The organism is Castellaniella sp., from assembly GCF_049673105.1.
Classification (GTDB): Bacteria; Pseudomonadota; Gammaproteobacteria; order Burkholderiales; family Burkholderiaceae_B; genus Castellaniella.
Genome location: NZ_JBATXG010000006.1, coordinates 1 through 19662 on the forward strand (window position 1 = coordinate 1; position 19662 = coordinate 19662).

A 19662-nucleotide genomic window follows, 5' to 3' on the forward strand; every position below is an offset into this window, starting at 1 on the left:
CGGCCTGGTGGTCCAGCAGGTCCAGCGCGCCCAGGACATCCACGTCTGGGCCAGACCGCGCAAGCGCCCCGCCTGCCCGCACTGCACAGGCGATCAGCTGCGCATCAAAGCCACGCACCACAGGACGCTCAAGCACACCCGCCAGGGCAACCAGCTCATGGTCTTGCACCTGACAGTGCCCAAGTACCACTGCACCGACTGCAATCGCTACTTTCGCCAGCAGTTCCCCGGCATCCGCCCCCGACGGCGGGCTACCGAGGCCTACCGGATGGAGGTCTTCGAGGCTCATGACGGAGGCGTCAGTCAGCGCAAGCTCACCCGCACCCACCAGATCGCCAGCGCCACCGTCGAGCGCTGGTATCAGTCCTTTGTGAAGCAGCGCGTCGCGGAGTTGTCGGGCAGGTCCTGCCCCCAGGTGCTGGGCATCGATGAACACTTCTTCACCCGCAAGAAGGGCTATGCCACCACGCTGGTGGATCTGAAGAACCACAAGGTGTTCGATGTCGTGCTGGGGCGCTCGGAAGCCAGCCTGAGCAGCTACCTCAAGCGCCTGCCCGGCAAGGAGAACGTGCGAGTCATCGTCATGGATCTATCCGAGACCTACCGGCGGATCGCCCAGCAGTACTTCCCCAATGCCCTAATCGTCGCCGACCGCTTCCATGTCGTGCGCCTGGTCAATCAGCATTTCCTCAAGCTGTGGCAGCAGCACGATCCCGAAGGTCGCAAGAATCGGGGGTTGCTCAGCCTGATGCGTCGGCATCATTGGAAGTTGTCCGCCGTGCAGAAGGAACGGCTGCACCAATACCTGGCCCAAACGCCCGTGCTGCAGGCACTGTACTTCGCCAAGCAGCAGCTCAACGGCTTTCTGGTGCTCAAGTCTCTGAAGGCCAAGCGTGCCAGAAAGATGCTGCCCAAGTTCCTGGCGCTGATTCGTCAGTTCGAGCAAAGCCCAGCCAGGGCGCTGGCTGCTACGCTAACATCGTGGCTGGAGCCCATCGTACGCATGTGGCGCTTCTCCAAATCCAATGGAATCACCGAAGGATTCCACACCAAGATGGAGATGCTCTCGCGTAGGGCCTACGGCTTCAGAAACTTTGAGAATTACCGCATGAGGGTCTTGGCTCAATGCGGCTGGAACGGTGTCATCAACCGTGTCTGATGGATGTCCATCCCCCGTTAATGGGGTAGAGCCTGGCGGGCTCAAGCAAGATCGGTGTGTCAATTTTTCCCCCATCAAGTAAGCATGGCGATGGTGGTGGGGCACTGAAGAACCGCATGAATTCTGGTGGGCCCCCCGAGAGTCGAACTCGGCACCAACGGATTATGAGTCCGCTGCTCTAACCAGGCATGAGCTAGAGGCCCCCGACGGCAGCGGGCTTGCGTGGCCAGCCGCCGGGAAAACGGGGATTATCGCATAAGACGCCCTGGCGACGGCGGCGGGCGGATGGTAATCTGCCTGCATCGTCGCCTGGTCGCGTCAGCTTGCGCGGGGCCGGCATCAGCAGAACCTCCGAACAGGGCCGTCCCATGCATCTGATCCTCTCCCGTACTCTGCTGGCAGGTCTGGTGCTGGGCTGGGCTGCGTCGACCTCTGCGGCGCAGGTGGCGCGCTTTACGCCCCAGGGCGCAATGGCGCGGATTCTGCAGGTGCAGGTGGATTTCGACGTGCCGGCCATCGCGCTGGGCAATGATCTGGCGGCGGATCCGTACCGGATCCAGTGCGATTCGGATGCGGTGCGGGGGGCGGGCCGCTGGGTGGACCCGCAGCACTGGGTCTATGCGTTTGAAAAACCGCTGGCGGGCGCCGTGGCGTGCCAGGCCGCGCCGAATCCCGATTTCCGGGACCTGCAAGGCCAGCCGCTGGACAGCGGTAAAACCTATGCCTTCACCACGGGCGGGCCGCGCGCGCGGCTGTCATATCCCTGGGGCGGCCCGATCGCCGAAGACCAGGTCTTTGTGTTGCGCTTCAATACGGCGACGGATCCGCAGTCGATCCTGAAGCATGCGCGGTGCGAGGTGCAGGGGCTGGGCGAATCCGTGCCGGTGCGCCTGATCGACGGCGATCAACGGGATCAGATCCTGCGGTCCATTGGCTGGGATGACGAAGGCCAGCAAAGCCAGGCCCATGTCCGCTTGCTGCAATGTAAACGCCTGCTGCCGTCTTCGGCCCAGGTGCGCCTGGTGGTGGCCCCAGGGGTCAAGTCGCCGGATTTGCCGGGCCAGCCGGGGGTCGCCAGCCGGACGGCGCTGGCACAGGATTTCAAGGTGCGCGAACCCTTCCGGGCCTCGATGAGTTGCACTCGCGTCAACGCGCAGGCGCCGTGTTCGCCGTTGTTTCCCATCGGTGTGACGTTTTCCAGCCCGGTGCCGCGTGCGCTGGCCAGCCAGGTGACGCTCGACACCCCGGACGGTCTGCGGCGGGTGCAGACCGACGTGGACAACGCGGGCAGTGACGCCATCTCCAGCCTGACGTTTGGCGCGCCTTTCGCGGAACGGTCCACGTTGCGGCTGGTGCTGCCCCAGGACCTGCGCGACGATATGGGGCGCGCGCTGGCCAATGCCTCGCGCTTTCCTCTGAATATCCCCATCGATGCCTTGCCGCCGCTGGTGAAATTCGCCTCCGGGCCGTTCGGGATTGTGGAACGTTTCGCCGAAGGCGCGCCGGCCCAGGATCTGCCGGCCCTGGTGCCGCTGGCGCTGCGACGGGTGGGGCCGCAGCTGCGCACGCAGGAGCTGATGATTTCCGCCGGGCAGGTGGATGATCACGTCACGACGGACGACGTGCAGGCGCTGCAGTGGATGGCAAAGGTCCAGCGCCTGCAAGAAGGCGAATTGACGGCGGGTCAGTTTGCCGATGTGTTGGCCTCGCGCCCCATGCGCCGCGAGCAGCAGGGAGAACCGTGGATCGATGTACGCTCGCGTTCTGTGTTCGGCGCACAGGATGCGGCCCGTACGCTGACCTTGCCGGGGCTGCAGGATGCCGAGGGCAAAGATATCGAGATGATTGGCGTGCCGGTGGCGGAACCTGGCCTGCATGTGCTGGAAGCCGCATCCCCCCGCTTGGGGGCGGCCCTGTTGTCCGGCAAGGACCATCCGGGCGGCACCATGTATGTGCGCTCGGCGGTGCTGGTGACCAACCTGGCAGTGCACATCAAGACCGGGCGTGACGATGCGCTGGTCTGGGTGACGACGCTGGATGGCGGGCAGCCGGTACCCGACGCCCAGGTGGCGATCCTGAGCTGCGATGGCACGCGCATCCGTCAGGGGCAAACAAATCAGCAGGGAATTTGGCATTCTGTCGGGGCGGTGCCGGCGGATGCGTATTGCGAAGGCACCGGACAATCGGGCGTGTTCGTGACGGCGCGGGTCGCCGCCGACCATCCGGCAGCGCAGGGTCAGGCGGATTTTTCCTTTGCCTGGTCCAGCTGGGACCAGGGGATCGAGCCCTGGCGCTTCGATGTGCCCACCAGCCGGTCGTCGACGCCGGATCAGGTGGCCCATGCCGTCATGGATCGGACCCTGCTGCGGGCGGGGGAAACCGTTTCGATGAAACTTTTGCTGCGCGATCTGACGCGCGACGGGGTGCGCAATCCGCCGACGGACTGCCTGAAGGCGGCCAAGCAAGATTGCCTGCCCAAGACGGCGGAGATCGTCCACGAGGGTTCGGGCGATGCGGTCAAGCTGCCGTTGACATGGCAATTAAGCGCCAGCGGCGGGCTATACGCCTTGCTGGATTACGCGATTCCCCGCACGGCGCGGCTGGGGCAGTATGCCATCCAGATGGACGCTGCGGCCGACCCGGACGCGGGCTGGACGCCCACCTTGTACGCCGGCGGCTTCCGGGTCGAGGCCTTCAAGCTGCCCTTGCTGACCGGGTCGCTGAAAATCGCGGCGCCGGCGGCTGCGTCGAGCGGCAATGCGCCTGACGTGACCGGCGCCCTGATCGCCCCGGCGGCGGTGCAGGCCGATTTGCAACTGGCCTGGCTGTCCGGCGGGCCGGCACGGGATCTGGAGGCGACCCTCTCGGCAGTGGCCCAGCCGCTGTTCCCCGGTTTCGAGGCCTATGCGGATTTCAATTTCGGCGTGCCGGACAGTTTGCAGGATGCGACGGATCAGGCCGCGTCCGATAGCCTGCGCCGCCTGATTCTGGACAAGCAGCCGGTGCGCCTGGATGCGCAAGGGGCGGCGCGCGTCGATCTGAAGGATCTGCCTGCGGTGCAAGACCCGCAGTCCTGGCGCTTCGAGGCTTCGTTTGCCGACCCTAACGGGGAAATCCAGACCTTGTCGCACACCGCGCAAGTCTGGCCGGCAGCGGTGGTGGCCGGCTTGCAGACGGGGCGCTGGATGTCGCGCAACGAGACCGCGACCGTCAAACTGCTGGCCGTGGACCCGCAGGGCCGTCCGCTGGCGGGGGCGCCGGTGCAGCTGGATGGCCGGGTGCGCACCACCTATTCGACGCGCAAGCGCCTGGTGGGGGGGTTCTACACTTACGACACGCATGCGCAGATCGCTTCCCTGGGGACGCTGTGCCAAGGCAAGACCGATGCCAAAGGCTTGCTGGAATGCCCGGTCAGCCTGGATCGCGACGGGGAAATCCAGTTGTTCGCCCAGGCGCAGGATGCCCAGGGCCGCGTGTCCAGGGCGGCGACCTCGATCTGGGTCTGGGGCGGCGAAAACTGGTTTGCCGGGGGGGATGATGATCGCATCGATGTGATTCCGTCCCAGGCCAGTTATCAGCCGGGCGAGACTGCCGAATTCACCGTGCGCATGCCGTTCCGTCAGGCGCAGGCCCTGGTCGCCGTGGAACGGGAAGGCGTGCTGGAAACCCATGTCGTCGCATTGGATGGCGACGAACCTGTCGTGCGTCTGCTGGTCAAAGCGGAATGGGGGCCGAATGTTTATGTCTCGGTGCTGGCGGTGCGCGGTCGCATCCGCCATGTGCCCTGGGCTTCTTTCTTTGACTGGGGCTGGCGTCATCCCCTGGATTGGGCGCGTGCCCGGTCGGCGCAGGCGGATGATGCGCCGGCGCCGACCGGGTTGGTGGATCTGGCCAAGCCGTCCTTCCGGGTCGGCCTGGCGCAGATTCGAGTCAGCAGCGATGCCGATCGCCTGCAGGTGCAGATCAAGGCCGACCATGACACCTATCAGGTGCGCGACACGGCTCAGGTCGAGATCCAGGCCTTCTTGCCCGACGGCAAGCCGGCGGCGGGCGCCGGGGTGGCGTTTGCCGCTGTCGACGCTGCTTTGCTGGAATTGATGGACAACCGTAGCTGGGATCTGCTGGATGCCATGCGCGTGATGCGCGACGAGGGCGTGCGCACGGCCACCAGCCAGGGCCAGGTGGTGGGCCGCCGGCATTATGGCCGCAAGGCAGTGCCGGCAGGCGGGGGCGGGGGTTTTGGCGCCACGCGGGAACTGTTCGACACCCTGCTGCTGTGGCGCAGCGACCTGACGCTGGACGAGCAAGGCCGGGCGCGGGTCGCCGTGCCGCTGAACGATTCGCTGACGCGCTTCAAGCTGGTGGCCGTGGTCGATCATGGGCAGGGCAGTTTCGGCACGGGGTCGACCGATATCATCAGCACACAGGATCTGCAGGTGGTGTCGGGCCTGCCTCAGGTCGTGCGCGAGGGTGATCACTATCAGGCGCGCGTCACGGTGCGCAATCGTACTCAGGCGGCGCTGTCGTTGACGGTGTCGGCGCAGGTGCAGGCGGCGGACAGCGCCGGGCAGGCCTTGCCGGACCAGGCTCTGGATCTGGCGGCGGGCGCATCGGCCACCTTGCATTGGCCGGTGGATGCGCCGCTGCTGGGCAATCATCGGGACAGCGAGGCCCTGCAGTGGACCTTTGCGGCACAGAGCCAACAGGATGGCGGGCAGACCGCCGACCGGATCATGGTGCGTCAGACCCTGTTGCCTGCCGTGCCGGTGGCGGTGCGTCAGGCGACCTTGCTGCAGATCCGCCAGGGGTCGCCGCAGCACCTGCCGGTCGATGCGTCGGCGCAAGCTGTGCTCAATGCCCAGGGGGCGCCGCGCGGCGGGGTGACAGTGCGCCTGCAATCCAGTCTGGCGGGGACGCTGCCGGGGGTGCGGGACTGGCTGGCGGCCTATCCCTACACGTGCGTGGAACAGCTCAGTTCCAAGGCGATCGGCATGCAGGATGCGGCGGCTTGGCAAAATTTGATGCAGCGTCTGCCGGATTACCAGGACGAAGCCGGTCTGCTGGCCTATTTCCCCGGCGGACGCGGCAGCGTGATCCTGACGGCGCAGTTGATCGAGGTTTCGGCGCGGGCGCAGGCGATGGGGTGGCCCTATGCGCTGCCCGATCAGGCCCGTGTCCGCATGCTGTCGGCCCTGCAGGATTTCGTGCTGGGCCGCCTGAGCGAGACCGCCTGGGCGCCGGTGCAGGATCTGTTCTGGCGCAAGCTGATCGCGATCGATGCCCTGGCCCTGGCGGGCGCGTGGCAACCGGGCATGCTGGATTCCTTTGCGCTGGACGTCAGTGACTGGCCGACGCCTGCCGTGGTGACCTGGCTATCCATCCTGCAGCACGTGCCCGATCTGCCGGATCGCGCGGCCCTGCAGGCGCAGACCGACGCTGTCTTGCGGGCGCGGCTCAGTCGTCACGGCACGTCTCTGGTCCTGTCGGATGAGACGGCGGGCCAGGGCTGGTGGCTGATGAGCAATGTAACCACGGCCCAGGCGCGCTTGCTGATGACAGTTTTGCCGCGCCCTGAATGGCGCCCGGATCTGTCGCGCCTGATGACGGGGTTGCTGTCCCTGCAAAGCAAGGGGGCCTGGTCGACGACCGCCGCCAATGTCCTGGGGGTGCTGGCGGTCAACGACTATGCCCGGCGCGAGGAACGCCAGGCGAGGCAGGGAGCCGTGTCGGTGACGCTGGCGCCGGGGGCGGAAAAGACGCTGGCCTGGGCGGACATGCCCCAGACCGATGGCATCCATCGTCAGTCGCTGGATCTGCCTTGGCCGTCGTCCCGGAAGGGGACGCTGGATCTGGCGCAGCAGGGGGCGGGCGGTGGTTGGGCGACCGTCACGGCGCGCGCGGCGGTGCCGCAGACTCAGGCCGTGGATGCCGGCATGCGGGTGGAACGCAGCATCACGCCGGTGTCCCGCGCCCATCCGGATCGCTGGTCGGTGGGGGATGTCTACCGGGTCAGCCTGCGCATCCATAGCCGCGAACCGGTGGTCTGGTCGGTGATCAGCGACCCGGTGCCGGCGGGGGCGTCCATCCTGGGGGGTGGCCTGGGCCGGGATTCGGCGATCGCCGTCCAGGATGAATCCCAGGATCAGCCGTTCTGGGACAGGCCGACCTTCGTCGAACGGGACGCGGGCATGTACCGGGCGTATTTCGAGGTCCTGAACGCCGGCGTCCAGACCCTGGAATATACGGTGCGCTTGAATACGCCGGGCGATTATCAATTGCCCCCGACGCGCATCGAGGCCCTGTATCAGCCGGACGTATTCGGCAGTCTGCCCAATACGCCTTTCCAGGTGGTGGATTGAACATCTGGCGGGGCGCGGGGATCGGGCTGCTGGGGGCGGCTTTGTGGTGGATGCCAGTCTGGTCGGCGTCGGCGGCGGATCTTGGCGCATCGGCTGATTTGCCGGATTATGCGACGGTGCGCCAGTCCTGGCGCCCATCGGACGTCCGGCTGCTGGCGGCGGATGGCCGCGAAATCCAGCGCATCCGGACGGATTTTTCCGCCCGGCGTGGCGACTGGGTGCCGCTGCAGGATATATCCGCCGCCTTGCAGCGGGCGGTGATCCAGTCCGAGGACCAGCGGTTCTACGCGCATGGCGGGGTGGATTGGCTGGCCAGCGCCTCGGCGGCCTGGTCGGCGGCGTGGGGCGATGGGCGGCGCGGGGCCTCGACCCTGAGCATGCAGCTGGCGGCCATGCTCGATGCGGATCTGCGGCGCGGGCCGGATGGCCGGGGCGTCTGGCAGAAATGGGATCAGATGCAGGCGGCCCGTCAGTTGGAGTCGCGCTGGTCCAAGACGCAGATCCTGGAAGCCTATCTGAACTTGGCCAGCTATCGGGGCGAGCTGCGGGGCGTGGATGCCTTGTCGCGCGTGATGTTCCAAAAACAGGCGTCGGGGCTGACCTTGCAGGAATCCGCCCTGGCGGCGGTGTTGCTGCGCGGCCCCAATGCCCCGCTGTCCGTGCTGGCCCAGCGCAGTTGCGCGGTGCTGCGCGATCTGGGGCGCCCGGACGCGTGCGCTGGCCTGCGGGATGTCATCGCCTTGTCGTTGTCACGCGCGCAGGCGCGGCGTTTTGAAACCCCAGGCTTGGCGCCGCATTGGGCGCGGCAGTTGCTGCGCGATGGGCAGGTCGAGGCGGATGGCACGATCCCGTCCACGCTGGATGCCGAACTGCAGGCACTGGCGGTGCGGTCAGTGCGCCGCCACCTGCGGGACCTGCAGGGGACAGGCGTCACAGACGCCGCCGTGGTGGTGCTGGACAATCGTTCGGGGGCCGTGTTGGCCTATGTGGGATCGTCCGGGAATCTGTCCGAGGCGGCGGATGTGGACCACGCCCAGGCGCTGCGCCAGGCCGGCTCGACCCTGAAACCGTTTCTGTACGCCCAGGCGCTGGACGAACGGCGCCTGACGGCGGCGTCTCTGCTGGATGACAGTCCTTTGGGCCTGGATGGCGGCAGCGGTCTGTACATTCCTGACAATTACGATCATCGCTTCAGTGGCTGGGTCAGTGCGCGGGTGGCGCTGGCCTCGTCCCTGAATATTCCGGCGGTGCGGGCGTTGATGCTGGTCGGGCCGGATGCGCTGGCGCAGCGCCTGACGGCCCTGGGTCTGCCGCTGACGCAAGGCGGGGACTACTACGGCTACAGTCTGGCGCTGGGCTCGGCGGATGTGACGCTGCTGTCTCTCAGCAATGCTTACCGGGCGCTGGCGCGCGGCGGCGATTATGCGCCGGTGTCGACGCGGTCGGTGGATACCCATCGCCCGCAGAGCGGTCATGCCTTGTTTTCCCCCGGCGCGGCCTGGATCGTGGGCGATATCCTGGCGGATCGCCAGGCGCGGGCGCGGACGTTTGGCCTGGACAGCCCGCTGGCGACGGGAACCTGGGCGGCGGTCAAGACCGGTACCAGCCGGGACATGCGCGACAACTGGTGCGTGGGTTGGTCCGCCGCCTATACCGTCGGCGTCTGGGTGGGCAATAGCGCGGGGGCCAGCATGCGCCAGGTGTCCGGCGTCAGTGGCGCCGGGCCGATCTGGCACGATCTGATGGCATGGCTGGCGTTGCGGCCTGCTCAACCTCCTTTGCCGGATGGCGTAACCTCGGCGCGCATCCGGTTTGCCGATGGCCTGGAGCCTGCCCGTACGGAATACTTCCTGGGCGATACCGCCCAGGCGCTGTTCGCCCCGCCCAGCCGCGATCCCGCCCAGGCCGGTCGCCCCCGAATTGCCGAGCCGGTCGACGGCACCGTGATCGCTTTGGACCCGGACATCCCCTGGGACCGCCAACGCGTGCGGCTGCGCGCGGTGGATGCCTTGTCGCGCCCGGTCGCCGATGTCCGCTGGTTTTTGGATGGTCAGCGGTATGGGCCGGACGGCGCGCCGGATTGGGCGCCTCAGCCGGGGCGGCATGTGTTCGAGTTGCGGGACGCCGCCGGCAGCGTGCTGGATCGGGCGTGGGTCACCGTACGCGCCGGGACCTGGGCGGCATCTGGAAGTAATGGTCGCTAGCGTCGGCGTCGCGTGAGGGTGTCCGGCGAAGTATGTCATCATCGGGGGATAGGGATCAGAGCAAGGAGGTACGAAGCATGAATTCATTAGACAAACAGGGTGGCGGACGGTGGCGTTGCTGGCGGGCAGGATTGCTGGTGTTGTTGGTATCCGCGCTGGCAGCCTGCCAGACGGTGCCGGGGGCGGGGCGGGGATCCTCGTCCAGCCAGGCGGCGCCCGTCAGCGCGAAGCTTGGCGCATCGGCCCCGGCGCATGCCGATCCGGTCCGAGCCGTGACCGCCAGCCGCGAGGCTGCCGATTTGCGTGTGTTTTTGGCGGATACCCGTTCGCATCCGGGCTGGACTCCGGTGCCGCTGAAACCCTCGGGTCTGTTGTATGTGCGCACCGACGCCATCATCGACCGCAGTGACCTGATGGGTGTCCAGTCGGCCACGGATCAGGCTGGCGGCGGGGTACTGGTCCTGATCCTGAAGGACGAAGGGCTGGCAAAAATTCGCGCTGCCACGGCGGCGAACCCCGGCCTGCGCCTGGCGTTGGTGGTGGGGCAGATCATGCTGGCGGCCCCGGCCTATGCTGCTCCCATTCAGGAACAGCAGCTGGCCTTTGGTGTGGGGTCTGCGCACAATGCGGATGTGGCGGCTCGCTCGGTGGCCGGCGTGCGGTAATAAAATACTTGCGCTTCTGTTGTAAGTTCGGCGAAAATCTACGCATTGCGTATATAGGAGCCGAGCATGGCCGTTTCTCAGCAAGTTTTCCTGCGCGATGCCATGCGTCGCCTGAATCTGACCCGCGACGTGTTTGCCGCGCGCATCGGCGTCAAGCGCCGTGCGCTGGATACCTGGCTCTTGCCCGAAGGTTCCCAGGAAGCGCGCAGCATGCCGGAAGTCGTCTCGCGTTTCGTCACGGAAATCGTCGAAAACGGCGCGTTGATGGAAAAGTATGCGCAAAGCGCGCAGTCCGGTTCCCTGCGTGACCGCATCGCGATCGACAACAAGCATCAATTGCTGTCCGTGGATCAGTTCACGCGGGAATCCGTGGAAGAACTGTGCCGCGTGGCGGATTTGATGCAGCCCATCGCCCGGCGGCAAAAAGTCTCGCGGGTGCTGGAAGGCGCGGTGCTGGGCAATCTGTTCTTCGAGGCCAGCACGCGCACCCGGGTCAGTTTCGGGGCGGCCTTCTGCCGCCTGGGCGGTTCGGTCTGCGATACCACCGGTTTTACATTTTCCTCGATGGCCAAGGGCGAATCGATCTATGACACCAGCCGCGTGATGAGCGGCTATGTGGATGCGATGGTGATCCGTCACCCGGACAAAGGCTCGGTGGCCGAATTCGCCGCCGCCACCAATATCCCGGTGGTCAATGGCGGCGACGGGGCGGGCGAACACCCCAGCCAGGCCTTGCTGGACCTGTACACCATCCTGACGGAATTTTCCCGCTTGGGCAAATTGCTGGACGGCGCCCACATCGTCATGGCGGGCGACCTGAAATACGGTCGCACCGTGCATTCCCTGATCAAGCTGCTGGCGCTGTACCGGGGCATGAAGTTCACGCTGGTGTCGCCCCCAGGACTGGAAATGCCCGACTACCTGCTGGAACAGGCCAGCAAGAACGGCCATGTGATCGAACAGACCCACGACCTGGCCGCCGGGCTGAAGGGCGCGGACGTCATCTACGCCACCAGGGTGCAAAAAGAGCGCTTCAGCGGTGAAAACCTGGAAGGCTATTCAGCCGATTTCCAGGTGGACCGCGCCCTGGTGGATGCCTGCTGCGGGCCGGATGTCATCGTCATGCACCCGCTGCCGCGCGATAGCCGCGAAGGCGCCCATGATTTAAGCACCGACTTGAACCACGATCCGCGCCTGGCGATCTTCCGTCAGGCGGACAATGGCATTCCGGTGCGCATGGCGATATTTGCCGTCCTGCTGGGGGTGGAAAGCCTGGTGCAGCATTCCCTGCGCGACGTGACCTGGACGCCGCCGTCCCACATCGGGCCGGACGACAGCGTGTTTCACGGCATGTACTGATCAGGACGGCAAGCCGCAGGTAGCGGCGTAGGGCCCCTTTTGCCGCCGGGCCGCCCCAAGGTGGGGCTATCCCGCTACTTCGTATCCGCCTTCATTCCGCCCAGCGCCGCCACCAGGTCGTCCAGCATGCGGGCGATTTCGCCTGTCATCAAGGCGAAATCGGCCTCGAACTGTTCGGCCTCGTTGGCGGCTTGGGCGTCCTGGTGTTCTTTCAGGACGTCCAGGGGCGCGACGCGTTTGATGTCCAGGTTGTCGGTCAACACGAACGACACCCGGTCGTTCCAGGTCATGGCCAGGCGCGTGCATTGTTTGCCGGCCTGGATGTGGCGGCGCACCTCGTCGGCGTCCACGGTCTGGCGCACATAACGCACGGTGGCGCGGGATTCGCCGGTCGAGCGCAATTCGGTGTCCTGATCGATGGTGAAACCGGCGGGGGCTTCGTCTTCCGTCAGCCACAGCGTCATGGCGGCTGCGGGCGACATTTCCACGTGCAGCGGCACGATGGGAAAGGGCGTCAGCGTTTTCGCCAGCAGGCCCAGGACCTCGTCGCTGCGCGCCGTGGCGGCGGCGTCGATCGCCACCCAGTGATTCACGGTGTCGATCCAGATGTGCGTGTCATGGGCGATCACGAAGGCGCGCGGCAGCAGCTCCATCGTCATCTGTTCCTTGATTTCCTTTATCTGCTTGCGCCCAGGCTTATAGCCCTGCTGTTCCTCGATCTGCAGGGCGCGGGCGCGACTGGCCTGATTGACCACGGTGGTCGGCAACAGTTTTTTCTCGGTCTGCAGCCGCAGCAGAATCTGGCCATGCTGGGCATAGGCCAGGCCGCTGTCATCCCTGGGCGGCAGCCAGCCGGATACCTGGCTGTCCTGGCTGCTGCCGGGCTGGAAGGCCAAGGGTTCCAGGGCGGCTTCCAGATCGGCGACAGTCAGCTTGGCGTTGGGGGCGAGGCGATAGAGCTTGAGATTCTTGAACCACATGGTCGTGTGCGGATAGGCCGGCAAGCGGCGATGAAAAAGGGGCTTTGATTGTACGCGATGCTGTTCGCGCCGCTGCGCCGTCATCAGGGCCGGGATGACGGCAGGCCAGTAAAACAGAGGATAAAAAAAGGCCCGGTGTGTGGACCGGGCCATGAGGGGCAGCCGTCCGTGCACAAAAAGGCTCGCGGGGGGTGCAGGGACGGTGGCGCATCAATCGTGTGCAGGGTCGGGATGCAAGGGGGAACAGGATGCCGAGGCCTAGCATTGATGCACATCAAGATTCTACAGGATCATCCCTGACGAGACTCTGAATCAGACCGCATCCAGATCGTTGTGCCAGGTTTCGCGGATGAACAGCATGCCGATGATCAAGGTCATGGCGCAGATGACGATGGGATACCACAGGCCGTCGTACATATTTCCGGTGGTGGCGACGGTGGCAAAGGCCACCGGCGGCACGAATCCGCCGAACCAGCCGTTGCCGATATGGTAGGGCACGCTCATGGACGTATAGCGGATGCGTGTCGGGAACATTTCCACCAGCATGGCTGCAATCGGCCCGTAGACCATCGTGACCTGCAGCACCAGAAAGAACAGCAGCAACAGCACCATCGCGTAATTCATCTGCGAGGGATCGGCATGATGGGGGTAGCCGTGATCGCGGACCGCCTGGCGCAGCGTGTCTTGCAGGGCGGCGCTGCGCTGGGCGAATTCGGCGCGTGGCAGGATGGTGCCCTCGAAGGAATCGACGCGCTGGTCGCCGACCAAGGCATAGGCCACGGTGTCGGTCGGCGCGCTTTGGTTGATGTAGTGCACCGAATGGCTGGCCATGAAGGCCTTCAGCAGGTCGCAGGAACTGGTGAACGACGCGGTGCCGATGGGATTGAATTGCAGCGAACAGTTATCGGGGTCGGCCACCACGTAGACGGGGGCGCTTTTCTGCGCCCGTTCCAGCGCTGGATTGGCGTAATGGGTCAGGCCTTTGAAGACCGGGAAATAACTGAGGCAAGCAATCAGACAGCCCGCCATGATGATGGGCTTGCGTCCGATCCGGTCCGATAGCGCGCCGAACACCAGAAAGAAGGGGCAGGCCAGCAGCAATGCCAGGGCCACCAGGATGTTGGCGATATTGGCATCTACTCGCAGGGTTTCCGTCAGGAAATACAGGGCGTAGAACTGGCTGGTGTACCAGACGACCGCCTGGCCCGCCGTCAAGCCGAACAGGGCCAGCAGGATCAGGCGCAGATTGCGCCAACGACCAAAGGCTTCCTTGATGGGGGCGCGAGAAATCAGGCCTTCGGATTTCATGCGGGTGAAGGCGGGGGATTCGTGCAACCGCAGCCGGATCCAGACCGAAATCACCAGCAGCAGCACGGAAATCAGGAAGGGCACCCGCCAGCCCCAGGCTTCGAAGGCTTCCTGTCCCAGGGTGGCGCGGGTGCCCAGCACCACGACCAGGGACAGAAACATGCCGGTGGTTGCCGTGGTTTGAATCCAGCTGGTGAAAAACCCGCGTCGGTGATTGGGGGCGTGTTCGGCCACGTAGACGGCGGCGCCACCGTATTCACCGCCCAGGGCCAGACCCTGCAGCAGGCGCAGCAACAGCAAAATCATGGGCGCGGCGGTGCCGATCGAGGCCGAGGAGGGCAGCACGCCGACCAGGAAGGTGGACAGGCCCATGATCAGAATCGAGATGACAAAGGCGTATTTGCGCCCGACCATATCGCCCAGGCGACCGAAGACCAGGGCGCCAAAGGGGCGCACGGCAAAGCCTGCGGCAAAGGTCAGCAGGGCGAAGATGAAGCCGGCAGTGGAATTGGCGCCGGAAAAGAAATGCTGGGCGATGATCGCCGCCAGCGAACCGTAGACGTAGAAGTCATACCATTCAAAGACCGTCCCCATGGACGAGGCCAGGATCACCCGGCGCTCTTCGTGCGTCATGGGGCGCCGGGCGTCGTCCGTGGAGTCGGGCGTCATGAGGGGAGACTGGTTCACGTGCGGGTCCTGGGAACGTGATCGCGGGGGAAGGACACCCGCAGTCGGGTGCCGGCGCTGACCGGGTCGTGGTGGTTGCCGGGCGGCAGAAAGGCGATGCTGGCCTGGTGATGTTCGGCGACTTCGCGCACGATAGCCAGGCCCAGGCCGCTGCCTTCGGCTTCGTGACCCAGTATCCGGTAGAAGCGGTCAAAGACCCTGGGTCGTTCGTCCAGTGGAATGCCGGGGCCGGTGTCCTGTACTTCCAGGCAGGCCAGGTCGCCGTCGGCCAATGCCCGCACCGTGACCTGGCCCCCCGACGGGGTGTACAGCAGGGCATTGTCGATCAGATTGTTCAGCAGTTCGCGGATCATGGTGCGGTTGCCGAAGATAGGCAGGTCTTCGTCTGGGGATTCGAAGCCCAGATCGATGCCGCGCTGCAAGGCGGTTTCCACCCATGCGCCCGTGCCTTCGGCAGCCAGATCGTACAGATTCAGCTGTTCGGTGGTGCGGGATTGGTTGGGGTCCAAGGACTCGGCGCGCGCCAGCAAGAGCAATTGATTGACCAGCCGGGTTGCGCGCTCGGACCCGGTGATCAGTTGTTTCAGGCTGTCGCGCATGCGCGCGGGTTCCTGTTCGCGCAGGGCGATTTCGCATTGAGTGCGAATGCCGGCCAGAGGCGTTTTGAGCTGGTGGGCGGCGTTGGCGACGAAGCGCCGCTGCGAATCGATGGACGCCGACAGGCGCTGCAGCACGTTGTTCATGGCGGCGATCAGGGGCACGATTTCCGCCGGCGCCAGATCGTCGCGGATCGGTGACAGGTCGCTGGGTTTGCGCCGTCGCATGTGTTCTTGCAGCAGGCTCAGGGGTTCCAGGCCCTGTGTCAGTCCCAGGCCCGCGAGCATGGCCGCCAGCGGCAGGATGATCAGTTGCGGCGTCAGCATGCCGGTCAGGATTTCCTGCTGCAGGGTGGCGCGCGCTTCGCTGGGTTCGGCCACGACGGTCAGGAAGCCCGTTCCGTCGCGGTCGCGCCCGCCCCACAGATAGGCCAGACGGATCGTTCGGTGATCCATCGTGGCGTTGCGATAGCGGATCTGGTCGATGTCGTAGGTCCAGTTTTCCGGCGTGGGGATGTTGGGGTTGCCGGCCATCAGGTGGCCGTTGGCGTCCAGGATCTGCCAGGTGGTGGGGGTATCGTCGCTGTTGCCCGCCAGGATGGTCCGGGCGGATTCCGACAGCGCGATGCCGGTGGACAGACGCTGCTGTTCGACCTCGTGACGCAGCAGCCGCAGGTGGCTGGACAGGGTGCGGTCGTAGGGCGAGTTGGCGATGTTCAGGGAAATGAAATACGTGATGACGATGCCGATGGACCACAGCACGAACAGTGGCACGATCATCCACAGCAGAATGCGGCCCAGCAGGGTGGCATGGCGCCGCCGCCGGCGTCGCCGGACGTAGCCAGGGAGCGGGTCCGAGTACATGGGCGTCGTCAGTCGGCGGTCGCCGTGTCGGCCGTTTGGTTGCGGCTTTCCGGTTCCAGGCAGTATCCCAGGCCGCGCACGGTCAGAATGTGGATGTCCGCAGGTTCGATTTTCTTGCGCAGGCGGTGAATGTAGACCTCGATCGCATTCGTGGTGACTTCTTCGCCCCATTCGCACAGCAGATCCACCAGCTGGTGTTTGCTGATCATGCGACCGCTGCGCGACAGGAAGATTTCCAGCAGGCTGGTTTCGCGGGCGGACAGTTCGATCTGCGCATCGTCGATGGTGGCGATCCGGCCATTCAGGTCGAAGGCCAGGCGGCCATGGCGCAGCACCGATGCCCGCCCCGCGCCGTGGCGGCGGATCAGCGCCCGGACGCGGGCTTCGAGTTCGCTGAGCGCGAAGGGCTTGGACATGTAGTCGTCCGCGCCCAGATCCAGGCCTTCGACGCGTTGTTCGATGGAATCCGCAGCCGTCAGGATCAGCACGGGCAGGGGAGTACCCCGCTGGCGGAGTTTGCGCAGCACGGATAGGCCGTTCAGGCGGGGCAGGCCCAGGTCCAGAATCAGCAGGTCGAAGGTTTGCAGCTGCAGGGCGGAGTCGGCGCTGGATCCGTCATGGACGACGTCTACAGCATAGCCGTCGTAGCGCAGCGACCGGGATAGCCCATCCGCGAGAATACTGTCGTCCTCGGCAATCAGGATACGCATGGCGGGATTGGATCTAGGGAAACAGGGGCGGGTGACGAGTCACCAGTGATGCCGTGGATTGTCGCATGGGGCGCGGCGGGCCGTCATTTAGGGTTAACGATGGACTGGATGGACCGCGCGCCGGGTGGTCTTGCCGGGGCGGGATGGGATCGACTTGCTATATCTGGGTTTTTATACAGTATAATTAATGCCATAATTTCCCTATTTCATCTTCAGCATCCCGTAAAAGGAAACCCCCCATGGACGAACGCACCGGCAAGGCCAACCCCGAACGCGCCAAGGCGCTGGCTGCCGCGCTGTCGCAGATCGAAAAGCAATTCGGCAAAGGCTCCATCATGCGCTACGGCGACAATCAGATCGAACACGACATCCAGGTCGTGTCCACTGGGTCGCTGGGGCTGGATATCGCCCTGGGTGTCGGCGGCCTGCCGCGTGGCCGGGTGGTTGAAATCTATGGCCCCGAATCGTCCGGCAAGACCACGCTGACGCTGCAGGTCATCGCCGAAATGCAGAAAATCGGCGGCACCTGCGCCTTCATCGACGCCGAACACGCGCTCGACGTGCAGTATGCGTCGCGGCTGGGGATCAATCTCGAAGACCTGCTCATTTCCCAGCCCGACACCGGCGAACAGGCCCTGGAAATCACCGATGCGCTGGTGCGTTCCGGCTCGGTCGACCTGATCGTCATCGACTCGGTCGCCGCCTTGGTGCCAAAAGCCGAAATCGAAGGCGACATGGGCGATTCCCTGCCGGGTCTGCAGGCCCGCCTCATGAGCCAGGCCCTGCGCAAACTGACCGCCACCATCAAACGCGCCAATTGCATGGTGATCTTCATCAACCAGATCCGCATGAAGATCGGCGTCATGTTCGGCAACCCCGAAACCACCACGGGCGGCAACGCCCTGAAATTCTATTCTTCCGTGCGCCTGGATATCCGCCGCATCGGCTCCATCAAAAAGGGCGATGAAATCGTGGGGAATGAAACCCGCGTCAAGGTCGTCAAAAACAAGGTCGCGCCGCCCTTCAAGCAGGTCGAATTCGACATCATGTATGGCGCCGGCATTTCTCGCGAAGGCGAAATCATCGACCTGGGCGTGCAGGCAGGCATCGTCGATAAAGCTGGCGCCTGGTACAGCTATAACGGCGACCGCATCGGCCAGGGCAAGGACAACGTCCGCGACTACCTCAAAGAACGCCCGGCCCTGGCTTTTGAAATCGAAAACCGGGTGCGCGAACACCTGGGGGTGGTGCTGCGCGCCACGCCGACGGGGGGTGTGCCCGTCCCTGCGGCGGCGGATGGAGAATAAGCCCTCCCGGCCTGGTCTCAGCCTGAAAGCTCGGGCCGTGGGCTATTTGTCCAGGCGGGAACATTCCCGCCTGGAATTACAGCGCAAACTGTCCGCCTATTGCGACGACCCGGCTGAAATCGAAGCCGTCCTGGATGATCTGCAGCGCACCCGATGGCAGTCCGATCAGCGCTATGCCCAGGCGTACGTGCATCGCACGGCGGATCGCCAGGGCGCACAGCGCATTCTGGGCGCCTTGCGTCAGCAGGGGGTGGCAGACGAACAGCTGGTGGATCTGCAGGACACCTTGCGCGCGTCCGAACCCGAACGCGCCCGCGCTGTCTGGCAGCGCAAATTTTCCGCGCCGCCCGTGGATGCCCGCGACTATGCTCGGCAGTACCGTTTTTTAGCGGGGCGGGGGTTTGGCGGTGACGTCATCCGCCGTCTGTTGGCCGATCGCGATGGCGCTTTTGATCCGGACTCTGCCGATGCCGACGGCGGCCCGGCGGCGGATGAATCCGCCTGACGCGTCAGGCGGCCTGGCGGATGCCCGGCAAAGTCTCGAAACACGTGCGCTTGGCCTGTTCCAGAAACGCCTGCACATAGGCGGTATCCGCGTCTTCTGCGCGGATACCGGCCTGCAGTGTGCGCCAGATGCCATCGTCCAGCCGGCAGATATGCAAGCCCGGCAATGAACGGTATTCCTCCAGCGCCCAGTTGGGCAGGGCCGCCACGCCGCGACCGCTGGCGACCAGTTGCACGATCATGGGGGTCAGTTCCGCCGTGCGAACCCCGGCGGGTTCGACGCCGGCGGGGTCCAGCAGCGCCGTAAAGACATCCAGGCGACTGCGATCCACCGGATAGGTGATCAGCACCTGATCGCGCAGGTCTTCGGCCTCGATTCTGCGCGCGGTGCCCAGCGGCCCCTGGCTGGACACCGCCAGCACCAGTTCGTAAGCGAATAGCGGTGCATAGAGCACCCCATCCAGGGTGTCCGGGTCGGATGTGATCACCACGTCCAGATCTCCCCGGATCAGGGCGGGCAGGGGGGCGAAAGAAAACGCCGCGCTCAAGTCCAAAGACACGTCCGGCCAGTCCTTGCGAAAGGTGTCCAGCGTGGGCATCAGCCATTGAAAGCAGGAATGACAGTCGATGGCGACGTGCAGCCTGCCGGCGCGTCCGGCGGATAGACGGCGCAGTTCCAGTTCAGTGGCACGAATGCGAGGCAGGACGTCTTCGGCCAAGGCCACCAGGCGCAATCCCGCCGTGGTCAGGCGCGCCGGTCGGGTGCGGCGGTTCAGCAACGGGGTTTTCAGGCGGACTTCCAGATCGCGCAACTGGTGTGACAGCGCGGACTGGGTCAGGTGCAGGCGCTCGGCGGCTTCCTGCAAACTGCCGCCGTCACGGATCGCCAGCAGCGTTTCCAGGTGTTTGACTTCTATCATGAATTTTCCTCATGTTATCCGTGCAGGATTTGATTTTTTA

The 19662-nt window shown here is 65.1% G+C and carries 12 protein-coding genes and 1 tRNA gene; 7 read left to right on the forward strand and 6 right to left on the reverse strand.

What is annotated here, in order from left to right; all coding sequences use genetic code 11:
- Positions 1-1159 (forward strand): ISL3 family transposase (locus WBF69_RS01365; RefSeq protein WP_424260452.1); only part of this gene is annotated, 1159 nt, incomplete at its 5' end.
- A 124-nt stretch (positions 1160-1283) separates the two neighbouring features.
- Here the strand turns inward: WBF69_RS01365 and WBF69_RS01370 are convergent.
- Positions 1284-1362 (reverse strand) — tRNA-Ile (locus WBF69_RS01370).
- A 165-nt stretch (positions 1363-1527) separates the two neighbouring features.
- Here WBF69_RS01370 and WBF69_RS01375 point away from each other — a divergent pair.
- The 4 genes from WBF69_RS01375 (at position 1528) to WBF69_RS01390 (ending at position 11746) form a co-directional block, all read left to right on the forward strand.
- Positions 1528-7518, forward strand: a complete 5991-nt coding sequence (locus WBF69_RS01375; RefSeq protein ID WP_424260454.1) for an alpha-2-macroglobulin family protein — start codon at positions 1528-1530, stop codon at positions 7516-7518.
- Positions 7515-9722, forward strand: a complete 2208-nt coding sequence (gene pbpC, locus WBF69_RS01380; RefSeq protein WP_424260456.1) for a penicillin-binding protein 1C — start codon at positions 7515-7517, stop codon at positions 9720-9722. The genes WBF69_RS01375 and pbpC overlap by 4 nt, the downstream gene beginning before the upstream one ends.
- A 77-nt stretch (positions 9723-9799) precedes the next feature.
- Complete coding sequence (locus tag WBF69_RS01385) at positions 9800-10387, forward strand: hypothetical protein (RefSeq protein ID WP_424260458.1); 588 nt, start codon at positions 9800-9802, stop codon at positions 10385-10387.
- Between the two features lie 66 nt (positions 10388-10453).
- The gene (locus WBF69_RS01390) at positions 10454-11746 is read left to right on the forward strand and encodes an aspartate carbamoyltransferase (protein WP_424260460.1); all 1293 of its coding nucleotides are present in this window, start codon (positions 10454-10456) and stop codon (positions 11744-11746) included.
- Between the two features lie 74 nt (positions 11747-11820).
- On the opposite strand, the gene WBF69_RS01395 is transcribed toward WBF69_RS01390, so the two are convergent.
- The 4 genes from WBF69_RS01395 to WBF69_RS01410 all read right to left on the reverse strand — a co-directional run bounded on the left by WBF69_RS01395 (position 11821) and on the right by WBF69_RS01410 (position 16891).
- Complete coding sequence (locus tag WBF69_RS01395; RefSeq protein ID WP_424260860.1) at positions 11821-12726, reverse strand: recombination-associated protein RdgC; 906 nt, start codon at positions 12724-12726, stop codon at positions 11821-11823.
- A gap of 312 nt (positions 12727-13038) precedes the next feature.
- Positions 13039-14667: an MFS transporter gene (locus WBF69_RS01400; RefSeq protein ID WP_424260862.1), complete on the reverse strand. Its 1629-nt coding sequence runs from the start codon at positions 14665-14667 to the stop codon at positions 13039-13041.
- 50 nt (positions 14668-14717) lie between these two features.
- Positions 14718-16181 (reverse strand): sensor histidine kinase, encoded by a 1464-nt coding sequence (locus WBF69_RS01405; RefSeq protein WP_424260462.1) that lies wholly within the window; start codon positions 16179-16181, stop codon positions 14718-14720.
- A gap of 8 nt (positions 16182-16189) precedes the next feature.
- Complete coding sequence (locus WBF69_RS01410; protein WP_424260464.1) at positions 16190-16891, reverse strand: response regulator; 702 nt, start codon at positions 16889-16891, stop codon at positions 16190-16192.
- 239 nt (positions 16892-17130) lie between these two features.
- Here WBF69_RS01410 and recA point away from each other — a divergent pair, with 239 nt between their 5' ends.
- Positions 17131-18198 (forward strand): recombinase RecA, encoded by a 1068-nt coding sequence (recA, locus tag WBF69_RS01415; protein ID WP_424260466.1) that lies wholly within the window; start codon positions 17131-17133, stop codon positions 18196-18198.
- Positions 18188-18703, forward strand: a complete 516-nt coding sequence (recX, locus tag WBF69_RS01420) for a recombination regulator RecX (RefSeq protein WP_424260468.1) — start codon at positions 18188-18190, stop codon at positions 18701-18703. Before recA ends, recX begins: the two co-directional genes overlap by 11 nt.
- A 4-nt stretch (positions 18704-18707) precedes the next feature.
- Here the strand turns inward: recX and WBF69_RS01425 are convergent, their stop codons facing one another.
- On the reverse strand, positions 18708-19622 hold the full coding sequence (locus WBF69_RS01425; protein WP_424260470.1) for a LysR substrate-binding domain-containing protein: 915 nt from the start codon (positions 19620-19622) through the stop codon (positions 18708-18710).
- Positions 19623-19662 lie beyond the last annotated feature (40 nt).

Coding starts and splice junctions, on each gene's coding strand:
- WBF69_RS01375 (WP_424260454.1), top strand. CDS start 1,528: ATGCATCTGATCCTCTCCCGTACTCTGCTGGCAGGTCTGGTGCTGGGC.
- WBF69_RS01385 (WP_424260458.1), top strand. CDS start 9,800: ATGAATTCATTAGACAAACAGGGTGGCGGACGGTGGCGTTGCTGGCGG.
- WBF69_RS01390 (WP_424260460.1), top strand. CDS start 10,454: ATGGCCGTTTCTCAGCAAGTTTTCCTGCGCGATGCCATGCGTCGCCTG.
- WBF69_RS01395 (WP_424260860.1), bottom strand. CDS start 12,726: ATGTGGTTCAAGAATCTCAAGCTCTATCGCCTCGCCCCCAACGCCAAG.
- WBF69_RS01400 (WP_424260862.1), bottom strand. CDS start 14,667: ATGACGCACGAAGAGCGCCGGGTGATCCTGGCCTCGTCCATGGGGACG.
- WBF69_RS01405 (WP_424260462.1), bottom strand. CDS start 16,181: ATGTACTCGGACCCGCTCCCTGGCTACGTCCGGCGACGCCGGCGGCGG.
- WBF69_RS01410 (WP_424260464.1), bottom strand. CDS start 16,891: ATGCGTATCCTGATTGCCGAGGACGACAGTATTCTCGCGGATGGGCTA.
- recA (WP_424260466.1), top strand. CDS start 17,131: ATGGACGAACGCACCGGCAAGGCCAACCCCGAACGCGCCAAGGCGCTG.
- recX (WP_424260468.1), top strand. CDS start 18,188: ATGGAGAATAAGCCCTCCCGGCCTGGTCTCAGCCTGAAAGCTCGGGCC.
- WBF69_RS01425 (WP_424260470.1), bottom strand. CDS start 19,622: ATGATAGAAGTCAAACACCTGGAAACGCTGCTGGCGATCCGTGACGGC.